At 40.1% G+C, this 24,141-nt stretch carries 14 protein-coding genes; 2 read left to right on the plus strand and 12 right to left on the minus strand.

Annotated features, from left to right (window positions below):
• Nucleotides 1-10: 10 nt before the first annotated feature.
• The 7 genes from JIV24_RS02565 to JIV24_RS02595 form a co-directional block, all read right to left on the minus strand.
• Nucleotides 11-1,600 (minus strand): RagB/SusD family nutrient uptake outer membrane protein, encoded by a 1,590-nt coding sequence (locus JIV24_RS02565; RefSeq protein ID WP_200463440.1) that lies wholly within the window; start codon nt 1,598-1,600, stop codon nt 11-13.
• An 18-nt stretch (nt 1,601-1,618) separates the two neighbouring features.
• Nucleotides 1,619-4,864 (minus strand): SusC/RagA family TonB-linked outer membrane protein, encoded by a 3,246-nt coding sequence (locus JIV24_RS02570; protein ID WP_200463441.1) that lies wholly within the window; start codon nt 4,862-4,864, stop codon nt 1,619-1,621.
• A 15-nt stretch (nt 4,865-4,879) separates the two neighbouring features.
• On the minus strand, nt 4,880-7,294 hold the full coding sequence (locus tag JIV24_RS02575) for a T9SS type A sorting domain-containing protein (protein ID WP_200463442.1): 2,415 nt from the start codon (nt 7,292-7,294) through the stop codon (nt 4,880-4,882).
• 15 nt (nt 7,295-7,309) lie between these two features.
• Nucleotides 7,310-8,518: a hypothetical protein gene (locus tag JIV24_RS02580; RefSeq protein ID WP_200463443.1), complete on the minus strand. Its 1,209-nt coding sequence runs from the start codon at nt 8,516-8,518 to the stop codon at nt 7,310-7,312.
• 6 nt (nt 8,519-8,524) lie between these two features.
• Entirely contained in the window at nt 8,525-9,778 is a 1,254-nt protein-coding gene (locus tag JIV24_RS02585; protein ID WP_200463444.1) for a hypothetical protein, read from the minus strand.
• Nucleotides 9,779-10,117: 339 nt separating this feature from the next.
• Entirely contained in the window at nt 10,118-13,945 is a 3,828-nt protein-coding gene (locus tag JIV24_RS02590; RefSeq protein ID WP_200463445.1) for a hybrid sensor histidine kinase/response regulator transcription factor, read from the minus strand.
• Nucleotides 13,946-13,997: 52 nt separating this feature from the next.
• Nucleotides 13,998-15,533: a sulfatase family protein gene (locus JIV24_RS02595; RefSeq protein WP_200463446.1), complete on the minus strand. Its 1,536-nt coding sequence runs from the start codon at nt 15,531-15,533 to the stop codon at nt 13,998-14,000.
• Nucleotides 15,534-15,738: 205 nt separating this feature from the next.
• On the opposite strand from JIV24_RS02595, the gene JIV24_RS02600 reads away from it, so the two are divergent.
• Both JIV24_RS02600 and JIV24_RS02605 read left to right on the plus strand, forming a co-directional pair.
• Nucleotides 15,739-16,644 (plus strand): carboxylesterase family protein, encoded by a 906-nt coding sequence (locus JIV24_RS02600; protein WP_200463447.1) that lies wholly within the window; start codon nt 15,739-15,741, stop codon nt 16,642-16,644.
• A 70-nt stretch (nt 16,645-16,714) separates the two neighbouring features.
• Nucleotides 16,715-18,283, plus strand: coding sequence for a sulfatase family protein (locus tag JIV24_RS02605; protein WP_200463448.1), 1,569 nt, complete (start codon nt 16,715-16,717; stop codon nt 18,281-18,283).
• Between the two features lie 333 nt (nt 18,284-18,616).
• On the opposite strand, the gene JIV24_RS02610 is transcribed toward JIV24_RS02605, so the two are convergent.
• The 5 genes from JIV24_RS02610 to JIV24_RS02630 form a co-directional block, all read right to left on the minus strand.
• Nucleotides 18,617-18,847: a hypothetical protein gene (locus JIV24_RS02610; RefSeq protein WP_200463449.1), complete on the minus strand. Its 231-nt coding sequence runs from the start codon at nt 18,845-18,847 to the stop codon at nt 18,617-18,619.
• Nucleotides 18,848-18,904: 57 nt separating this feature from the next.
• Nucleotides 18,905-20,380, minus strand: coding sequence for a sulfatase family protein (locus JIV24_RS02615; protein WP_200463450.1), 1,476 nt, complete (start codon nt 20,378-20,380; stop codon nt 18,905-18,907).
• 89 nt (nt 20,381-20,469) lie between these two features.
• Complete coding sequence (locus tag JIV24_RS02620; RefSeq protein ID WP_200463451.1) at nt 20,470-21,294, minus strand: hypothetical protein; 825 nt, start codon at nt 21,292-21,294, stop codon at nt 20,470-20,472.
• A 3-nt stretch (nt 21,295-21,297) separates the two neighbouring features.
• Nucleotides 21,298-22,932, minus strand: a complete 1,635-nt coding sequence (locus JIV24_RS02625; RefSeq protein WP_200463452.1) for a sodium:solute symporter — start codon at nt 22,930-22,932, stop codon at nt 21,298-21,300.
• Nucleotides 22,933-22,966: 34 nt separating this feature from the next.
• Complete coding sequence (locus tag JIV24_RS02630; RefSeq protein WP_200463453.1) at nt 22,967-23,980, minus strand: glycoside hydrolase family 130 protein; 1,014 nt, start codon at nt 23,978-23,980, stop codon at nt 22,967-22,969.
• Between the last annotated feature and the right edge of the window lie 161 nt (nt 23,981-24,141).

Genomic DNA, 24,141 nt, shown 5'->3' on the forward strand with positions numbered 1-24,141 from the left:
TCAATTCGTCTTATTCATCAATGTTTTCGTTCGCAGATGTCTCCGTAATAGGAATTGGCCATGTATAATCCTCAGGGCCTCTAATTCCCTGAATCTTACCTTGGTTTTTAGGGTCGAAAGCAATCTTACATTTTGCCTCATAAACACCTAAACGTATTAGGTCGAACCAACGTTGACCTTCCATAAAGAATTCAGCAGCTCTTTCACGTAATAAAGCTTCGCGGAATTCAGCCATGGTCATGCCTGTAAAATCCAAATCACTCATTCCAACTCTTGAGCGAAGCATATTTACATCAGCATTCGCCAAGGCAGGAACTTCATTAAGCTCTGCTAAAACTTCAGCACGCATCATGTATACATCAGCCAAACGAATCACATGCCAGTTCTGCTGACTGGTGTATTCTGTTGTCGCATCGCTATCGATAAACTTAGAAGTAAAAACATTATATAAAGCCCCTTTTCTGTTTCCTGAGTCAAGAAAATATCGCGCATAACCATTATAACCTGGCAACAACTCATAACGATAGGTATTGTCTTCGTAATAATGAATGATGCCTTTATCGAAGCGAACATCTGTGGCATCCACACTATTCTGTGTAAAGCCGGCCACCATTTTATTGGTACCGCCCCAACCACCGCCACTTAATCCGGCATTACGTGGGCTAAAGAGGTTGGAAACAGCAGTACCTTGTCCAGTAGCTGATGAGCCTTGAATATCAAACAGCATCTCTGGATTGTTACCTTTATCGGCATCGAAGATGGTTTGCCATTCTTCTAAAGAAGTTGTTAATGCATAACCAGACTGAGCCAACGCTTCTTCACACATTAAGCGACATGCTTCATAATAAGTTTTGTAATCAGAACCAAATTCAGCATATGGTGCACAGCCTTCACTACCTTCTGCTGCGGCACGCATTGATGAACCAATATGTAAATACACACGAGCCAATAAAGCCATAGCGGATGCATTGGTTGCACGACCTAAATCATTGGTTTCTCCATTTCGGGTTTCATTACGTCCCCAGCAATATTCGCTTGCATATACCAAATCATTGATAATAACGGTATAAATATCCGTTCTGGATGAAACAGGTAAACCTCCTTCTTCACCAGGTTTAACAGGCTCTGTGCGCAATGGCACTTCCCCCCAGCAACGTACCAGGTTGAAATAATGTAATGCACGCAGAAATTTAGCTTCACCAATGATGCGTGCCTTAATCTCCTCATCCATTTCTACATCGGCCACATTAAAAATCACATTATTGGCATCGCGAATGGCTACATAGATTTCATTCCATGTAGTTGGCAGAGTGCCGTTGGTGGATGTTAAGATACCTTTGTTAAAATCGCCATGCTTCCAACTGGATGTTCCCTGGTCTGATGAAGCATACACATTGGATAAAAACTGTTGATTATAATAACCAGGTCCTGATTTAAGTTGTGCATAAGCTGCTGTCAGAGCCATTAAGGCCTGATCCTTATCCTGATAGAAGTAATCAGTTCCAATTTGGGTCTTTGGTTCTTCTTCCAACCAGCTTTCGCACGAAGAAAAAACAACAATACCCAGTAGTAATAGTGTAATATATTTTAAATTATTCATTGCTAACATTTTTGCTGATTAAAAATCAAGTTTAACACCAAATACATAGTTCCTAGTCCCCGGGAAAGCTCCGAAGTCAATGCTACGTCGCTGTGGGTCTTTATTGAAAGCCTGTACCTCTGGGTCATAACCTGGGTAGTTCGTCCAGGTAAACAGATTTTGCCCTGAAGCATATAATCTCAGGCTTTTCTTGCTTTTAAAACGGAATGTATAACCTATGTTAACGTTTTTCAGTTTGATGAACGAACCATCGTAAATCTGACGATCGGATACTATCGCACGCTGCCCTCCATCGGTTGCAGCAGCAGGATTAGTTACACCTGTTGTCTGACCAACAGCAGGATTATAAGCTACTTCATAAGTATAGTCTTCCAATACCTCATCATATACAGGTGTGACAATCAATGGTGCTTTCCATGAATCATTGTAAGCATCAGTAGCTACATTGGTACTTTTCTTCAATGCGTTCAGAGGCCATGAGTCTACCCATAGAATATCGCCACCTTTCTGCCCGGTAAACAAAATGCTTAAATCCCAGTTTCTAAAGCTTAATGAATTATTGATAGACGCTGTAAAATCCGGGTTTGGATCGCCAATCTGCACATAATCATCGAAATTGATGGTTTGAACATCCAAAGGTTCTCCATTTTCATCATAATCAACCGAGTGGTTAATGTACTTAATTTCACCGGCAGCAGCATCATTTATACCACTGGCTGCAGCTTCATCCCAGTTAGCATATACACCATCTGTTTCAGCACCCCAGAAAATACCTAATGGCTGGCCTTCCATAAACATCGATGGATAGGTTTTATCATAACCTACAGCAGGTCCAAGTTGGTATTCAAGATTTGAATTCAGCTTTACCAATTGGTTGCGGTTCACACTGAATGTTCCTAAGATGTTCCATTGCCAGTCTTTATTACGAATAATATCGCCTCCTAAAGTTAGCTCAATACCTTTATTCTCTACTTCTCCAAAGTTATCAACCTTGGTGGCATAACCGTTTGAAGCAGGAAGGTTTACTAACTGTAATAAGTCATGAGTCAATTTGTAATAAGCATCGAAAGTAAGATTTAAACGAGAGTTAAACATGCTGAAGTCAACACCTGCATTGTACTGGTCGGTTGTTTCCCAAGTAAGATTAGGATTCGCCAGGTTTTGCTCAAAATAACCCACTGTTACCTTGTTATTGAAGTTGTAACGTATTGGTGACATAACACCCAAAGACTGGAAAGCCGCAATAGGGTTACTACCTGTTTTACCGTAAGATGCTCTTAATTTCAGGTTAGAAATGGACTCAACACCTTTTAAGAATGGTTCTTCCGAGGCCCTCCAGGCTAAAGCAACTGAAGGGAAGAAAGCGCTCTTCTTGTTTTCAGCAAACTTTGAGGAGCTATCCATACGTGCATTTACATCCACATAATACTTGCCCTTGTAGTTATAACCGACTCTAAACAGTCCTGACAACAAACCGACTCTGGTAAACCTTGTAACAGGCACCACGATATCGGTTGCCGATTCAAAAGTATAGTAACTCGTTATATCACTTCCATAGCCATAAGCTTTGTTAAATGTGGCTCTGATATTATTTACCTCATAGGTTCCTACCACAATTGCATCCAATTTGTGCTGACCAAATTTTCGAACATAGTGCAGGTTTCCTTCGGCATATGTCTTAATATTCTGATTGTATGATTGTGTTGCTTCTCCGTTATTACGACGACCACGCGTTGTAAAAGTCGGGTAGTAGCTATCACGTAAACTTTTTTGATAGTTAAATGCTCCTTTAGCGGTTGCACTTAAATGAGGTGTAATTTTTCCAACAACTGATAATGCCTGGTTGAAGGTGATGGCTGTTTTATCATCTTCTACATACTTAGCCAAAGTGTAAGGATTAGATAAAATCTGGCCTTCATTTAGTTCAGCATAAACATCATCATCCTGCCCTGGCTCCAACATATCAAATATTGGCTGAAAACGTAGAGCATTAGATACGACACTTCTATCCTGGTACATTTGACCATTACCAACCGATGATGCTCTTCCTTTTCCATATGATGCATTAGTCTTTGTAAAAACAGACACCTTTTTATCAAAGGCTTTACGCATGCCATTCATATTGAAGGTAGCGCGCTTATAATCAGTATTAATAATCACCCCTTGATTATCAGACAAACCTAAACTAACCGATAGGTTACTATTTTGGTCACCTCCTCGATATGCAACATTAAACATTTTGGAATAGGCTTTGCGATATACTTCATCTTGCCAGTTAGTATTAATGCCAATTGAAGTTGGATAAGGCATTGTATAACCATCTAACTCTTCAAAATTTTCGGGTGTTAAATCCTGTGTTCCATCAAATACCATCCCATCACGACTTGGATTGGTAATGTCGATGTATAACTGATTAATCGTACGCTGATTCATATAACCTTCAAACTGAGGTCCGTTTAAAACATCAATCTGTTGATTCAACTCCGACATGGCAAAATCAGCTGTTACCGACAATTGGTCACGACCTGCCTTACCATCGGCCTGTTTAGTCGTAATCACAACCACACCGTTGGCACCACGTGCTCCATAGATAGCTGTTGCTGCTGCATCTTTGAGTACTTCCATCTTCTCGATATCATTCGGGTTTAGGAAGCTTAATGAACTCTGCGATTGTCCTGAGTTACTATTTCCCTGTGCATCCTGGATGGGGTCAATAGGAATACCATCAACAACGTATAATGGTTGTGTACCACCTAACATGGAGTTGGTACCACGAATGGAAATACTAACACCACCACCGGGCTCTGAGTTTTCATTAACGACCACACCAGCTACCTGTCCTTGCAACATACGCTCTACAGAGTTAGTACGTACTTTCTCCATTTGATGAGAAGTCACCTGAGCTACAGAACCCGTTAAGTCACTCTTCTTGACATTAAAATAACCAACACTCACCACCACTTCATCTAGTTCTGATATCTCAGGTTCGATATGAATAGTCAAATTTGTTTCATCTCCAACGACAACTTCTTTGGTTTTCATCCCAATAAATGAGAATACCAATACATCTGCCTTTTTTACCCTGATATTAAACTCTCCTGAGTTACCACTAATGGTTCCATTGGTGGTGCCCTTGATGTAAACTGTTACACCAGGAAGCGGTTCATTGGTTTCCTTGTCCAATACCTTTCCTGTAATACTAAGTTCTTGAGCCATTAGACTTATTGGCACCAAGAATAGTAATAACATTAGAAATTTTTTCATCTGATTATGCTTTAGTTACTGTTTTATAAATTTTAACACTGCCGACTTCTGCCCATCTGTAACTCTCATTACATAGGTACCAACAGGCAATCGACTCAGGTCAATTAACTCACTATTATAATTCGTATAAGATTCTATTAATTGTCCCCTAAGTGAGTATATGCTCAGGCTGGCATTTTTTAGCCCATTCACCTTTGCTAAATCACTTACCGGGTTAGGAGTAATTTGATAGGATAATTTATCCGGCTCAAAATTAATAACGTTAGTTGTTGTATCAAATTGTTCCATTAAAAATTCGGCTGCATGCCCCCATGAACCATCCGGTTCAATAAGCCACTTTCCGTCCATCCATTCATAGAGGAAGTCGGTTTCATACTCCACACCTTTTTGCCAGGTAAAACCATCGGGTGCACCCTGCTGACCAGAACAATATAAATTCCACAGGTAGAAGTATGGCAAATCCATGGCTAAAGCCAAACCACACAGTTTATCATACTTGGTGCGAATCTGTGAACGACTATGGCTTGAAAAGGGAGCATTTTCATTAATGGCAAATTCACCTATCTGAACCGATAAGTCACCATACTGCCCGGTTTCTGTCGTATAGTAATTAACCATCTCAAGCCCTGTCCACATTGCAGACGGAAACGGATAATCGTTGTTTTCCCATCCACCGTCGTAGGCCGACCAGGATGCCAGATCAATACGGCAATGCGGTATCACATCCGCTGCCAGGCAAGGAGTGTTATTATCCATCATGGTTAAGCGATTACCGTTATCATCTTTCATCCATAACTTATTAAACTCAATCCCATGCATCACCCTTGCTGTGGCATCCGGAAATTCATTACGTGCACGTTCTGTTCCTCGTTGACGAGCCCTGAACATACGTGCCATTCCTGCAATCGTCCATTCTACATCATCAGGTATCAATGTTGGATCTTTCTCCCATAGAACTCCCTGCCCACGTAACATCCAGTCGCCTTCCCAATTCTGATAGACGAAGGTTTTATCTAAATGCCCATAGTTTTCCAATAGCTTGGCTGTTAATTCGTACCATTGTTGTTCCTCATCCACATAAGAAGCATGCTGAAAATCGGGTCCATCTTTATAGTCCCCTTTATTTTTTGAGGTTACCCAGAAAGTATGCGTCTTGATATTCGAGCGACTATATAAATCCTTTATCTCCGGCACATCTAACAATTCCACCACCCGGTTGACATTGCTCCAGCTATGATTAAAGGGGTAGGCAGAGCTCATCTTACCATTAATAGCGCTCAAAGTTGTTTTAATAGCCGTTGAACCAAACTCTTCATAGTAATCCAAGCCTTCGGTCATAAAAGGCTTATCGGTGAAATGATACCACCCGGCAATGTGCGAAGCACCAAATATATCGCGCAGCTTAGCCTTTTCGTTGTTCACAGATGGCTTGTACTGATTGACCAGGTTCACTATTTCAGATGCAGGTGTCAATGTTTCACTGTAGTGATAACGGACTTCTCCATTGTTCTGAAGACTAAAATTCGGGTTATCCAGCGTCAGGTTAGTAAAATTAACCCCTTCGCCCAAACGCAACAAACCGTTCTCTTGAATATTGAGTGTAAATCCAGCTGCTTCGGCCTTTTTATTCAGATTACCATTATTAATCATTTGAGTGTAAATGCTACCCCCATCATTAATGGTGATAGAAGAACTTTCTCCAGCCGTTGTATTCTTAGTAAATAAACTCAAGTCCTTACAAACAATTAAACCATTTACCTGTAAATCAGCTTTTCCACTAACAGAGCTCCATTGGTAGGTACTACCTGTTAAACCAAGCGTCCCTTTAACATTGATATAGGAGTATCGATACGTAGTAACAGTTACTCGGTCATCCGACTTCACCACCAGATTCTCATCAGTTACCAGATTATACAAGTCAATCATCACATTTTTCTCACCACTGTCGCTGAATATATTTAATGTTTGGGGATGAAAATAACCCTTACCGGTTATGTAAGTTGTGGCATCCTGCAGGTTCAAATAGATGCGACTGTTGTAGGTATACAATGAACCGTCGCCCGAACTACCCGGTTGCACACGGCCAGCCGAGAAGGTTCCCTGGCACTCAATACTACCATTGATTACCAAATCTTTGGCAAAGTTATCGGTGTTATGCCCTATACTCAATCGAGCAGTCTGTTTCACTTTCAGATGACGACACAGTACCACTCGTTCTCCGGATACACTTCCCTGCACATCGATGTAAACCGAATGGTTATTCTCAATTCTGACATCATCAGAACCAGTTGGCACACGTCCTGTAGACCAAAGACTAGGGTCGGACCAATTTCCACTCTTAACAGAGTAGATAGCACCGGAAAAGTCTATCTGCGCACTAATATTTAGCGCACAGAATAAACCTATTATTATGTATAAAATCTTCTTCATAAACCTTTCTGGTGTTTAAAGCTTACCCAGCACTTCAATCCCTTTCTTTTTGAAAACCTCATATTCTGGATATACTTTGTGTTCCTTTTTATAGACTTTCAGGAACTCATTCATCTCTGCATAGAAATTCTGGTGCAGATAGTAAACCGGCTTTTTCTTACCTTCTTCACTAATCAATGACATGCCTTTGGATACACCTGCTTTGGTATATTCATTATTATACATCTCCCAATGCAAGGCAAAAGGTAAATCCAAATCCAGACTGACACGCATCATTCGCTTAGTCAGGAAGTGCTGCTTATCATCATCTTGCTTTTTATTAGTCTGATAACCATACTCGCCAATATACACACGACGTTTAAATGGGATGCCTTCTTTGGCCGGCAACTTACTTTCAATATAATCCATCGTCTCACTAACTGCCTTTTTCAAATCCTCGTAGGTTTCTTTCTTTTTGATGATTTCATAACTGGAGTAAGACACCAAATCCGGATTGGTGTGCGGCAGTACGCTATTAACAATGCACTTTTCATCCTGAATGCCTTTCAGCACCAGGTTTAACTCGATATAGTGCCACAGCTCCACATCTTCGTGAGGCGTATCTCTTTTAGCATCATCCACAGCAATCTGACGAATATTAAACCAGTCAATCATGCCCTGAATGCGCTCGTCAGCAGGAATGCTTTTCCTGTCGTAGCCCGAATGCAATAGCCAATCGCCTTCCCAGTTACCCCATAAGAATGTTTTACCGGAACCACTGTATTTTTTCAATACATAGGCAGTTAAATCGTACATCTCACGGTATAGCATCATCTTCTCTTCAGATGTCAAGCCATCCTGCCATTTGGCCTCAGTAAAGGTATGCACCCAGGCGAAGATGTATTTAAAATCCATGTCCATCACCGCCTGGTAATCCTTCTTCTTCTTAATGAGATCAAGTGTTGTATGAATACCCTGAGCCGGTTTCATGCCATAAGATTTGGCATAGTTTTTACCCATTGAGATCTTCAGAATATTGGAGCCCATGCCACGAACATGTTTGGCCTGTTCAATAATATACGACTCTTTGGTAAACTTGTATTTGGCACCAATCATCTGTGTTCCCACAACAAAGTTGTAGTCCTCCAATTTAGGTGCTTTATCAAACACTTCGCCTTCCACCTTTTGGGCGGCAAGCTGACCTATTAACGCAAAAGCAATGACTAAAACAACTAAAATTCTCATAGCGCTTTATTTTAGTGATTTAAAGTTTAATGCCGCTTCCTTAAATGCTGTAAAGGATGGTGCCTCATTATGCTTTTTGTAGTACTTCTCGACAAAACGCTGACTTTCTTTATAAAATTGATTATGAGTATGCCATATTTTTTGCTTCTTATTCTCATCATCAATCATCCAATAACCAACTTGCTCGCCTGTTTCTTTTTTAATCTCGTTGTTATACATTTCCCAAAACAGAATAAAAGGCGACTCCCATTCCAATCCGGCTTTTATCACCCACTTGGCACGCTCATCCTGTTTGTCCTCACCATGGCTGATAAATGGATTACCATATTCGCCAATCCACACACGCTTACCTTCCGGCAATCCTTCTTTTTCTGGTAAATAAGATTCGATGTAATCCAATGCTTTTTTCAGCTTTGTATTTAACTCTTCTTCTGTCTTAGGAGGATTAGTCACATCGTAGGTTGAATAAGATACATAATCAGGGTTCACCTCTTTAAGCACTGTATTGGTTAATACTTTATCGCCTAAATCAATGCCGCGCTGTATCAGGTTAACCTCCATGTAGTGATAGATTTCAACATTCTCATACTCTGTATCGCGCTTGGCATCATCAATGGCTTTCTGACGTATTTTAAACCACTTCTCAATACCTGCCAATGTAGCTTCATCAGCCGGCTTGGTGCGGTCGTAATGCCAGCGCAAATGCCAGTCGCCTTCCCAGTTACCCAGGTAGAAGACCTTTCCTGAATTGTTAAATTCTTTAAGCATGTAAGTAGTGAGCTCGTATAATTCATCATACAAAGCATTGGCATAACATTCTTCGTAACCGCCTATGAACTTAATTTGAGTCGTATCATTTTTCTTTCCAGGAGGTTCTGGCAAGTACTGTGAAAAACCATATACCCAGATGTGATAGTATTTAAAATCCATGTTCAACACTTCTTTCACAGATGGTTCCAGCTGCGCCAGTTTAGTCAAAGATGTAATCTCCTTGTTTTCCGGCAAACCGTAATTCTCGGTACAGTAACGTGGGTGCATGGAGAACTTCAATAAATTAGAGCCCATGTCTTTTATTTGACGAGCGGTTTCCACCAACATTGACTCGTCGGTGAATTTGTATTTCGATCCAACCGTTTGTGTGCTGATTACATAATTGTAATCCGTAATCTCTTTTTGCGGTACATCATCCTTTAACTGACCAGCAAATGCCCATGCGCTAAGCAACATTACCAGAGGGATAATAAAATAGATAATCTTCATATGCTTTATTTTTCTTAACTGTTATTGACAACTTAATTTGTGGCGATACATCACTTCACTGAAATCCATTGATTCTAATTGGATGCATTAACACGATTGCAATATGAAAAACAATAACACAACAAGGGTTTGATAACTGTGCAGATAGGTTGAATCTTCAATCTACAACCACATAGGCTTGATATACTTGCACTTGCGAATTTTAAAAACTTAATAAACCATAGCTTAATGTTCAAGTTTTAATACTTAATCAAGTTTTATATCAAGAGGTAGCTTAAAAAAAATGCGGAAAAGGCATGGGCCTTCCGCATTCATATAATAAATTTCAGAGATCTGGTATCAGCCTTGACTCTCCATAAACTCCTTTGGGGTTTTGCCATGGAATTTTTTGAATACCGTACTAAAATACTTTGGGTCGTGAAATCCAGATTCGTAAGCAATATCAGCAATGCGCATATTCTTACCCGATTTAAATAACTCAACAGCATGGTTAAGTTTAATCTTAATCATCAGGTCAGACGGCGTCATGCCTGTCAGCCCTTTTAATTTCCTGAACAGGTTAGAACGGCTTAAACCTAGGCGCTCACAAAGCACATCGATTGTAAAGTCCCTGTCCGTCATGTTTTTTTTAATGAGCTGCACCGCATTTGAAAGGAATTCTTCATCGGGCGAAACAGCTGTCGTCTTCTTTTCTTCTTCTATATTAGTTACTTGTCCTAATGCCTGACGAGTGCGCAATAGATTGTTGATGGTCGCCTTTAATACATCAATGCTAAAAGGCTTCTCTACGTAGGCGTCAGCACCCACTTCCAATCCTTCAACCTTGTCGTCAACACCTATTAAAGCGGTAATCATCACCACCGGTATGTGACTTGTTTTGAAGTTGCTTTTGATAACCTGGCACAATTCTTTACCATTCATTTGTGGCATCATAACATCGGTAATGATTAGGTCAGGATTTTTCTCAACGGCCAGCACTAAACCCTCTTTTCCGTTGGGCGCTTCAATAACCCGATAGCTCTTTTCTAACTCGGCTTTAATAGTCGCTCTTAAATCGTCGTTATCCTCTACTAACAACACTAATTTATTTTCACCAATAATATCGGATACACTGGTACTGTCGTCGTGGCTCTCTTCAATGATTATCTCATCGCCTTTGTAATGACTGGAACCCAATAACAACTCCACTGAAAAGGTAGAACCAATGTTTTCTTTACTTTCCAGATAGATTTTGCCATGGTGTAATTCCACAATTCGCTTGGCTAACATCAAACCAATGCCCGTACCTGATATACCACTTAGCCGCACATTCTCACCTCTCGAAAACCTTGAAAAAATTTGCTTTTGCTGCTTCTCTGGCACCCCAAGGCCATTATCAATAAAGTCTATTCTAAGCTTTCCGTCCAGTAGCTTTGTCTCAATTTTAACATGACCTCCTTCTTCGCCATATTTAATGGCATTGGATATTAAATTATTGAATACGCGACTCATCTTCACTTTATCCACCCACAGGTTAACATCATGAGACGACACTTCCAAATCCATCGATTTTTTCTCAAGTAAAGGCTGAAAATCATTGCTTATTGACTTTAGTAGCTTTTGCAAATCAACCTCCTGCACCTTCAGCTTCAGCTTTTGTCGTTCCGCTTTTTGAAACTCTAACAGTTGAGAGACATATTCATTGAGGTTGCCGGCATTGCGCATAATTAGCCCTACTGCATCTTTACTCTTTCCGTTTTTAGGCAGTTGCTCAACCAGTAATTGTATCAGTGATATTGGCGTTCGGATATCGTGTGCCACGTTTACAAAGAAACGTATTTTCTCATCGCTAAAACGTTGTTGTTGCTTAGCCCTGGTGGTAACAATCAACAATAGTAACAGACCAAATGCGAGGAATGCGTAAAGCACAAATGCCCACCATCGCAGCCAAACAGGTTGTAAAATGGTAATATCTAATCGATACTCGGAATTCAGATATTTCCCATCAGGCGAAATGGCTTTCACAAGCAGTTGGTAATCGCCGGGACTTAGTTTACTATATCTGACTTTTCGTTGGTCGGATGACAATAGCGCCTGCTCATCATAGCCAACCAGTTGCCATTCAAAGTTACTTTTTCGCGGTCCATGCAACTCAACCACCTCAAATGTAAAGGCCAGAGAATTTTGGTTATAAGTTAATTCGACCTCATCGATGTAGTTAATATCTTTCAAAATGGTAGATGAGTCAGGAAGTAAGCCATTGATTAGAAACTCTGACACTCTTAAGCGCCCCATATTATTATATTCACTTACACTATCAGGATGAAAAACAACTGCCCCATCAGGACCTCCAAAAGCCAACTCTCCATTTTTCAATTTAGCGGATGCACCGAAACCAAATTCATTGGCATCAACGCCGTCTTTTGAATCGTAATGCCTGAAGTGTTTCTTATCGATATCCAATTTCCAAAGTCCGGTACTAGCGGCCAGCCAAAGATTATTGTCAACATCATCCAACAAAGAATAAACAATGCCAAGTTGCTTATTACTAACGGAACTATGCTGTTCAACATAGTTGTTATCTAAATCGTACACAAACAAACCTTTGTCATTACCAATCCATAAATTATGCAGGCCATCATAGTAGAGTCCATTAACACCTGTCAGCACATTGTTTGCTGTTTCTGTTGAGTATGTTAATTTTCGATGACTTCCGTTGCGCTTGTTCAATTCAAATACCCCATTCATGCCGCCAACATAAATAATTTCGTCTCCACCTTTCACGAAACATTTGGCACTTCCGACCGGATAGGTTTGATTGAGCTTGCCTGCAACATAACACATAACAGGGCCATCTGTACCACCAATCCACAGCTCATCACCATTTGCAAAAGTTGTAAATACCAATTTATGTGGTGGCTTGTCAAGCATTTGCTGCGAAACAGGTAGGCCATTGGCCAGGTTGAGTTCAATAATTCCTTCTCCGTATGTGCCCAGTAACAAATGCCCCTGGTAATCTGAAAGTGAAAGAACAGGAATACCCGACAAGTCATTGGCCTGATTAAAAACCTGCCAATGCTCATCCTTTTTGACACGGCTTAAACCATCCTCGGTGCCAAACCATATATGACCATTCTTATCTTCAAAAATAGACCGAACACTGTTATTGTGTAAACTGTTTTTCTTGTTCAACACATGTGCGATATTCCGGAATGGTTTATTAGAATTGTAGAGTATGTCAATACCGGTTTCTCCTGATGCAAGCCAGTAGGTATTAGCGTCATCAATGTAAATATCATGAACACTATTCTGCCTGATACTATTGATATTATCAGGGTTATGACGAAACTGATATTTCACACTCATTGACTTATCAATAACAAATAAACCTAGTCTGTCTACAGCGACCACTGCTTCTCCTTGTTCATTAAAGGCAATGCTTCTTACCGTATTATAAGTGCTGGATGACTTAAATAATTCTAGCGGATATAAATTATCCTTGTCATCAATAATGATTAAGCCCTTATTCTCAGTACCTACCCACAGCCTCTTTTCAGCATCTACATCAAAGTGAATAATATCCATTTGCTCCAATTGAACATCTCTGTCAGTCAGTTTTCCATTTAGGAAGCGAAAAGTGTGAATACCTTTGGATGTGGCCAGATAAACTTGTCCGTCTTTTGCTTTCAGGTGACGATTATAGCTTAACTCAGGATAAAGGACTTCGCTAAAGCGCTTTGTTGCCATATCAAAAACAAGCAAGCCATTGAGCATGCCAATTATCATGTAGTTATCTACCAGGCAAGCCGACATAAACTCATGCTCATAGGCCTCCCCTAAAATCACAAAATCATCGTATTCGTAGCGATATTGATAAATACTCCCCCCCTGGTTAATAACAAACAATTCGCCCTGGTATTTAATGAGTTCAATAACTCTGTTTCCCCACTTATTAGTGGTTTGACTGAATGAATAGTTACGAATCTCATAACCAGAATGCCTGTTCAAACCATTGGATGTGGCAATCCACATATACCCCAATGAATCCGTTTCAAAGTCGTTGACATAACCATTACTCAAGCCATCTTCAATACCCAGGTGCTTGATTTCATAAGCATCAGCTGTCTGACCCAAGAGAAACAATGCAAAAAATAACATCGTAAAACACTTCCCAACTACTACTCTCATTACTTTATTCTTTGGTTATTTCAACGACAAAAATATAACATTAATTGCTTGATTACAGCAAAAACAATTGTGTATGACCTTTGGTTGCTCCACTTCGATTTTTATGGCGTTTCCATTGTAACTTCTCCGAACGATGAATTGATTTTTGTTCTTCCTCTTGCATCCATTTATTCAGTGCATCCTTATCATGTCGGACCCTAAAAGCCGGCAACACGTAATCATTTGTTGCCTGCATTTGCTTCATCAATTCTTTTCTCAATTGCTCTGCAACAGTCTGATAATTGGGATCGTTAATCAGGTTATTTAAGGCATCCGGGTCTTTTTCATAATCATACAGCTCTTCCACACTACGATATACCCAATGCTCAAGACGTTCTTTTACAGCTGGTTTAGAAGCAGACTGAGCTTTCATGTACTTGTGTGTTGCATAGGAATCGGCCGAACACTTAAAAGGATATTGACCGGTGGCCCATGCATTAAAAACATAGCCATATTTCTTACTCAAAACCGTACGAGACGGTCGAGGTATTCCCCCTGCGTTTTCATCAAACTGACCGAATACATATTCCGAGCTTGACACCGCCTTGCCTTGCAGAGCTTTGTGAAAAGATAATCCCTCCATACCAGAAGGCATTTTCACCCCTGACATATCTAATACGGTTGGCATAAAGTCAACAGCCGAAATAAGGTTATCCGTATTGACAGAACCGGCTTCTATATGATTTGGCCATGATACAATCCATGGAGTCCGAATACCATTGGGATAAACAGATGACTTGGCAAAAGGTAGCGGCATACCATGGTCCGATACGAAAATCACAATGGTATTTTCTTTGTATTCACTCTTTGCCAAAACCTTGAGAATTGCACCAACACAATCATCTCCACGCTTCACTGAGTTGAAATAATTAAGCACTTCATTTTTAACCATGGGTGCATCTGGTAAAAAAGCTGGCACATCCACCTCTTCTTCCTTGTATATTTTGGAAGGTTTAAACGCATCGAAGCCCTGCTTTTTTGATTTGAGGTCGTTAAAAAAAGGTTTGTGTGGGTCAGCTACGTTTACCACACAATAAAAGGGTTGTTTCGCATTTTTAACAGCTATAAAAAAATCTTCTAACTGTTGTCCATAGGATGCGGCCGAACGTTTTTCGGCATCCTTAAACTTAAGATTGACATCCCAGTATTTAGCAAAATCAGGACTCAGACTGCTATCAGCTGCCTTATTGATAACACCAGTGGTGTAGCCATTCTCTTTTAGTAGTTCAGGTAAGGTCTTAAAACCCGCATCCACATAAAAGAATCCACGCATCCCACTTTGATGCGGATAGCGACTAGTTTGGAATACACTACGTGAAGGTGAACAGTTTGAAGCTTGTACGTAAGCATGTTCAAAGCGCAATCCACTCTCTGCCAATCGGTCAATATTGGGTGTTATATCCGGAATATCACAGCCATAGGCTCCAATCGAGTTCCAGTTCATATCGTCCACAGTGATGAACAAAACATTAGGTTTGATTTTAGACGACGCATTGGTTATTAAACTAAATGCGCATAAAAGAACTGTGATAATATAGATTCGCTGCATATTTATTTTTTGCCAATAAAACTACTACACACTTCTTTAAGCTTTGTTTATTAGATATCCATAAAGGTGTAATTTCTGGTCAATTCAAGCTCTATAAACGAGTAATGCCTCTAATACCGACCTTATTGACAGGCATGCAAACCTTTATCATTGACTGTCTTCATATTTTGCATCTATCAATTTACATTGGAAAAAACAATCTATCATGAAGTATTTACCTATTTATTTCACGTGCATTGGCCTGACGTTTATCTTCACCCTCAATGCCTGTGATAAAAATGCAGACCAAGCAAATACTGAAGCGGAAGTACCTGTGGTACCTCCCAATAATGAAAACAAAGATAAAATCGCTGACTATGCAGACATTGAAAACCTCCCTAAGGATATCGGGGGCGAACAAATTGCCCATCTAAAAGGTAGCACAGCAGCAAGCTATGGCTACTATGCCTATACACCATCAGCCTATCATCAGGGAACAGAGCAATACCCATTGATAATATCCCTGCATGGAGCCGGGAAACGAGGTGATGGCACTAATCTTGATGACCTGAAAAAAGTATTGTGGCTGGGGCCGGGCAACTTGATAAAGAAAGGTGAATGGTCACCATCCTATCCAGCCATTGTAATTGCACCAATAACATCAACGAACTGGGAACCTAATAAAGTACAGACGTTCATTCAATATTTAATAGATACCTACAGGGTAAATGAGCAACGCATCTACCTAACCGGCAATAGCATGGGAGGCTTCGGCACCTGGAGCTATATTCAGGAATATGGTGAGGACGCCTTGGTAGCGGCTATCGTGCCTATTTGCGGTAAGGGTAACCCTGATTTAGCTCATCAGTTTACCAATATCCCCGTATGGGCTTTTCATGGTGTGGATGACAAAACAGTGGATGTTTATGGCAGTATTAATATGGTAAAAGCGATAAAAGCCCTAGAAGCTGACATCACCTATACGCCCAAATTAACGCTCTATCCTAATGTAGGGCACGATTGCTGGACAATGACTTACGATGGCTCCGGCATGGGACAGGGTAATCCGAACTTTGATGCTTTTGACATGAGCATTTACGATTGGTTGTTCAGGTATAAAAAGAGCAAATAGATACCGATACCCAAGCAGGATGATAAAATTTATTTAAACCGTTTCAATAAAAACACTTAATGATAATTCTATGAATAACAAATCAACAACCAGTATAGCACTAATCCTATTGGTTCTGATTACTGCCTGTCATTCCCCAAAGGAACAACAAAAGCAAGCTAATGTATTGGTAATTATGTGCGATCAGTTGAACTATAAAGCATTAAGTTGCTATGGTGGCCCTGTGTCAACACCAAATATCGATCGCATTGCAGCTGAAGGAGTCAGGTTTACCAGAGCTTATAGCACTACTCCGTTTTGCTCACCTTCACGTGCCTCTATTGTAACCGGACTTTATCCACATCAGCATGGCGTCGTTCATAATATGGGTTTCAAGCAAAAAGAAGGCATCTCTATAAATGATGAGACAACAGGGAAACTGTTGAGTAGTAAAGGGTATTCTACCCATCAATATGGGAAATGGCATGTGGAGAGTGATTCACTAAATTATTTGCCTTACTATACCGACCAGTATGACTATGGCTACCAATACAGAAAAGAAATGGAAGACCTGGGCATTACGCTTCGAAAAGAAGATGGTCAGGATTGGATGAATTTTTATAATCAGTTCTGGCCAGTTGAGGTAACGCCTTACATGAAAGAAAAAAGGAGCTATCTGGAAAAAATATGGAGTGACCATACCAACAAGGACTTTCCAATTAAGATGGGACGTTTGAGGTTAAAGCCTGAAGAGTGGATTGATGATAAATTGACCAACCTGACAGTTGAGCAAATAAGAGATGCGGCTACCCAAAACACACCATTTATGATTACAACATCTTTCATCTGGCCACATGATCCGAACTTTCTGCCTGATCCTTATTATAGCCAGATTAGCCCGGATTCGATGGATATCCCCTCAAGCAAAACACCCGAACTGAAATTTGAAAAGTCATGGTCGAGAAGAATGGTGAAAGGCTATGGCGATGAAGGCCTCAAAGAATTCCTTCGTATTTATTATGGTGCAGTCAAATACCTTGATGACAGAGTAGGTAGGATATTGGCGGAACTGGAGAAACAAGGCGTATTGGATGAAACCCTTATCATCTTCACTTCAGACCATGGTGATATGATGGGAGGCCACGGCATGGTATGGAAGGTCAACGAATCGTTTTACGAAGAACAGGCGGCCATCCCTTTCATGATCCGTTACCCTAAGCTACTACAAGCTGCAGTGTCAGACATTCCTGTCAGCCTTATTGACATGAAACCAACCATATTATCGGCGACCGGAACCAAATATGAACAAAATGTAGCTGGAGTGAATCTGATTCCTTTCCTAACTGGAGAAAAGGATAAATCATTGGCTCCTAAATACTCATTTTGTGAGCGAATAAAACCTAATCCACAAGGTAGTCGCGAGGTGCTGGAAGACGCCAAAGGGTCGTTTATGGTTCGTAATGAGCAATTCAAATTAATCATTTACCATGATGGAGATCGCTACTTATATGATTTGAATAATGACCCGCATGAAACGGAAAATATTATAAATGACAGCGCTTATAAAGAGCAAATTCTTGAGCTGGAGAATGCCTTGCAGAATTGGTTAGATGAGACAGGCTGGAAAGGAAAGAAAGTCGAGTACATGTACAAATCTTAATAACACCTTAAATATCAAAGTCAGACATCAAACAGTCTGGCTTTTTTATGCCTATTAAGAAATATTTGAATTTTAATATAGATATGCAATCCCTCTGGGATTGTTGGTTATGGGGTCGCTTTTCAATCTTCTATAGACATTAAACTTCTCCGAAGTTAATTGAACATCGCCAGAGGAGTTGAATGTGATTTTTAGTCGGATACTACTGGTTTTTGATATTCATATCTACGATTAGTCTTTCAGGTATAAGAAGAATGAAACAACTTAATGCTACGAATGAAAAAGCCGTGACAAGATCATTTGACACGGCTTTCTTTTAATTTATTAAAATGTCTAGTTCAGACTAACAAACTCTTCCAGACAACCAGCATTAATTAAGGGTTTAAAAATAACAGGCATTTGCTTTGATGTCAGATTAACAACCATAAGTGCGATTAGCGATTTAAGCGACTCTTTTTTAATAAGATTGATGCACTCGTCAATTGAGCAGCTAATTGCCTCACCGTCCTTAAAATGAATTGACAAATGCTCTATTTCATTTTTATTTATATGGTCCTTATTCATATCTAAGTACTTTAAACGTCAACTTAATTTAGCCTATTCATACCTCTACAACTAATGTTACTTGCTTTTTTTAGCCGGCTTAACTTGCCTTAACCACCAGTCGCGGTCATGGTTATAGTTATAATGTACTTTCAATTGCTCGATTTCCTGGCGTAACTGAGCTTCCACTTCGGCATATTCCTTAAGGCCAATCAGGTTAATCATCTCTCCCGGATCGTTTTCCAAGTCATACAGTTCATCAATATCATGGTCTAAGAAACAATCCACCAGCTTGTACTTATCTGTGCGAACAGCGAGCATATCAGGTCCGGCATAGGGATATTCATCATCCACATAATACTGGAAGAGCATAGATTTACGCCACTCTGCATCCTTTTGGTGTTTCAACAGATTCACCATTGATTCCCCTTGCATATAATCAGGCTGCTGAACACCGGCTAATTCCAGAATGGTCGGTGCCATATCCACATTCAGGCATATCTCCTCAATCTGTGTTTCAGCCTGAATCAACTTTGGATAACGAATCAACATCGGTATGCGCATAGAAGCTTCGTAGGCAATACGTTTATCCCAGTAACCGTGTTCACCCATAAAATAACCATTGTCACTACTATAAATGATAACCGTATTCTCCAACTCTCCCAACTCCTCAAGCGTAGCCATTACTTCACCTAATGACTCATCAACTGCTTTTAAGGTTTTCAACAGGCGCATAAACTTATCGCCTTTCACCGGCCATTCTTTAATTGGTAATGAATCAACCGGTACATACTCCTTCCACTTGGCATCAGCTGCCTTAATGCGCTGCCACTCCGGCTTACCTGCAAAAGTCTCGTTAAGCATGCCATGAGGTGGTTCTGGCAATGCCTCTCCATCGTATAAACTATCATGGCGAGGTGCTGGTGAATGATCCTCATGCACTGCTTTATGCCAAAGGTTAAGGCTAAAAGGCTTGTCTTTATCACGCTTCTCTTTTAACCAGGCAATAGCCTTATCCGTTAAAATATCGGTCATATATCCTTTTTCCTGGTATTCACGACCATTATCATTCACTTTTGGATCGAAATAATCACCTTGCCCGTTAAAGCTGAACCAATAGTCAAAACCAGGGCGAATGTGCTCAGGCCCTTTTTTGTGTGCCATGTGTATTTTACCCATATGCGCTGTTTGGTAACCTGCCTCCTGCAACAATTGTGTGTAAGGCCTGAATTGATTCCAGTCTGGATCCACATGCTTATTATTCTGGTTTACACCATGAATATGTGCATAAGTACCTGTTAAAAAACTGGCACGCGAAGGTGAGCAGATGGATTGTGTACAAAAGTAGTTCTCAAACAACGCACCCTCTTTGGCTAACCGATCCATATTAGGTGTTTGTAAGAACGGATAACGTCCGTTAACGCCCAATGCATCGTATGGCTGGTCATCGACCAATATAAACAGGAAGTTGGGTTGCTTAACTTCCTTCTCCGTCATGCTTGTGCAAGAACCCAGAAGTAAAGCTGCAGATAATATTATTATTAGATTCTTCATTCTATTTCATTTTAAACTATGTAAATTAATTACACTATTTGATTTATTTCAACTGATAACTTTTACTAGTATTAAGCATTACAAAGACATCATAAACTACAACCTCCACCTCCACTGGTTTGTATTTGTTCATAAGTCGGGTTGTAGGCATTTCCATAAACTGTATAACACACAGGCCAACCTCCATTGAAGGTAAGTTCTTTAATCGCACAAAAATCAGTTAATGCAACATTATTAGTTATCGTAAAACATGCTTTTATATCTTCAAGATTATTTAATCCACTTAAATTCTGTAGCGATCCATTATCATCAATCGTTATATAATCAATAGAAGAAATCCCGTTTAGCCCATTAATGTTGGCCAACATCTCATTTTGCGAAATGCTAAGAGAGTGTTCCAAAGATTTAAGGCCCTTTAAACCAGCTATACTAACTAATGCCTTGTTATTATATATCCCTAGTCGTTTGCCTATGGAATGAAGGCGTTCGAGTCCTTCCAAGTTGGTCAAAGCGTTATTTTCAACAATCCTAAAATCACTACCTACGGAAGTTAGGTTTCTTAAACCACTTAAACTACTCAGATTTTTATTCTTATAAATTTCTGCACTACCCGTAATCGTTTTAAGTCTCTGCAAACCTTCAAGTAACTTTAAACCATCATTATTACAAATGCTAAGGTGATGAACAATACGTAGACTTTTTAGTCCATCTATATTAGTGATATCACTGGATTCCTGACACATACCTATACCTAGCTCAAAAATTTCAGTATAACTACTGTCTGCCATTGCATCAACTTCCTGTTGGGACTCTAAAAAAATGTATCCACTATAAACTTTTTCAACAAAAGGCTCCTCTTTATTGCAGGCAATAGCAGAAAGACCTATTAATAAATAAATTATTAGGTTTTTCATTATTTAAAAGAAAATGAAGTACATCGTGAAACAGGCCATAACTAGTAGTAAGGACAATACTCTAAAGTTCTTGTAAAACACTACATTTTTGAGTTCCTCTGTTTCCTGTTTCCAGATATCAAGTGTCCAGGTGTTTTGCTTGACCTTATCCTCATCAGGCATGTGACTCATCAAACTAACAATAACATTAACCAATACACTCAACACTAAAATAATTGGTGCTAACAATAAAAAGTGAAGCTGAATATCCATACCCAATACATATTTGGTTATCATGATAATGGCAGCTAATAATAAGCCTGACATCAAGCCAGCAAAGGCTCCTTTTTCATTGGATCGTTTCCAAAACAAGCCCATAAAGAAAGTACCAACAATTGGTGGTGCCAGGTAAGAAGTCACTTCCTGGTAATACGACACCAAAGAATCGAACTGCTGAATGATTGGAGCCCAGAATACGGCAAATACCAATACAAGGAATGAGGTGATACGTCCCACCCAAACTAAGCGTTTGCCATTGGCATTGGGATGAAAGCGCTTGTAAAAGTCCATGGTGAACAGCGTTGAAACTGAACTGAGCGTAGCACTCAATGTCGATGTCAAAGCCGAAATCATTGCTGCCAGTATAATACCAATCAAACCAACCGGCAATAATTTCACTATCATACGCGGATATACCTGATCGGTATTAATGCCGAAGCTGGATTTTAGTATGCTGCCATCAATCATATCATAAGGCAAATTCTCTACACCAAACAGGTCGATGCCGCGGGCAATCAAGCCCGGCAAGATGAAAATAAAGATAGTGAACAGGTAAAGGAAACCTACAAATAACACACCTTTACGGCCATGGTCGATGGTTTTAGCCGAAAGTACACGCTGCACCATCACCTGGTTGTTAGCCCAGAAATAAAAACCTAAGATGGGGATACCTATCCACATGCCTAACCAAGGCACTGTCGGATCACTCATCGGACGTGTTAATTTTAACCACACGCCTTCATTGAAACGTGTGTACAATTCTTCCCAACCTCCAATGGCATCAAGGGCAAAAAAGTATAATATGGCCGAGCCAATAATTAATACGGCTGCTTGAATCATATCAGCATTAATTGCTGAAGACAAACCACCTATAATGGTGTAACTACCAGCCACTGCTGCCATGATGATGATGATTGTAAACAGCTCCATTTCCGGAAATATCAACCTGATGATTAAGGCTCCTGTGTACAAAGTAGCAGCAGCATCGAGGAATACATTACCAAAAATGGTGATGAATGAGAAGTAATATCTGGATTTCTTATCAAATCGCCTCTCCAAAAATTCAGGCATGGTAAAAATACCTGACTTGATATAAAACGGTAAAAAGAACAGGGCGAAAAACACCATGACCAATACCGAAATCCAGTTGTAGTTAAAAACGGCTATACCGCTAATGAAACCCTCACCAGAGTGGCCCATAAGAGTAGAGCTGGAAACGCTGGCTGCAAAGAGTGAAAGGCCTATCACCGGCCAGGTCATGCTTCGACCTGCCAAAAAATAGGAGTCCGAATCCTGACTCTTGCCATTCTTGAGCGCCCACCAAATGATGCCCACCAAGAAGGTAGCCAGAATAACAATATCTATTGTACTAATATTCATTTTTCAGTTTTTGAATTAGTTATTGAAGAAACGCTTACTTGGTATTCTCTTTGATAAATTGCACCAACTCATTAATATTAGCTGTAGCCGCACAGCACCATTGGTCTGAAGCACCATAGTACACATATAAAGTATCGTCAACAATCACATTACCGGTCGGAAACACAACACCCCATTTATACAAGCCGTTCTTTTCAATGTCGGTTTCAGGTTCTAAGATAAAGTCCTTAGTGCGGTAAAGAATCTTGGTTGGGTCTTCAAGATCTAACAAGCAAGCACCAAGGCGGTAAGTAAAATCCTTATCCACACCATGGTAGAGCATCAACCAGCCTTCATCGGTTTTAAGCGGAGGCGTATTGCCACCTACTTTTGGCTCCCACCGTTCCTCGCCTTTCAATAATAGCTTGCTTTCCACATTCCACGACATCATATCGTCAGATGATTTAATCCAGATAGCCGGTGCATCGGTTCCATATTCTTCTCCCACATAATTCTTAGGACGGTGGAGCATGTAAAATTTACCGTTAATCTTTTCAGGGAATAATATCACATCACGGTCATCAAGACTTGGTTCTGTTAATCGGCCTACTTTTTTAAAGTTCACAAGATCTTTAGAAATGGCAAGAGCTGTGTTTCCAACATTCTCGCGCAGACACTTTGGCGCAAATTCACTTAATTGAGGTGCTTCTATCTGGTCATACTCATTCTTCCAATACTGTCCCGGAGGATAAGGACGAAAAGCATAGGTCATATAATACTCATCACCAAACTTAACAACTCTTGGATCCTCAACAGAACCGGCATCGTAACCATTCGGATCAGGTGTCAGAACAGGTTTATCCTGAACCCGCTTGAAGTTAAAGCCATCCTTACTTGTTGCCAAACCAATATGTATATGGTGTTCCTTAACATCACCAGCAGCTCTGTACAATAAATAAAAAGTCCCGTCTTCGTACCAAGCAGCAGGATTTGTTGCTACTAAGCTTTCCCACTCATTCTCTGGATTCGGTGATAAAATTGGATTTCCTTCAAATTTCTTCAGCTTCATCTTTATCTTCTTTAATTGTTATTTTCTCTTATCGATTGGCGATAGTACACCAATTTCAATATTCAAATATATCGGTCATTAAAGAAGAGGTGGTTTTATTATTGGTCAAGGAGTTTTAAATGTTGTTCACTTACCCTATGTCATTGATTACTAATATTATT

The organism is Carboxylicivirga marina, from assembly GCF_016612505.1.
In the GTDB taxonomy this organism is placed as follows: Bacteria; Bacteroidota; Bacteroidia; order Bacteroidales; family Marinilabiliaceae; genus Carboxylicivirga; species Carboxylicivirga marina.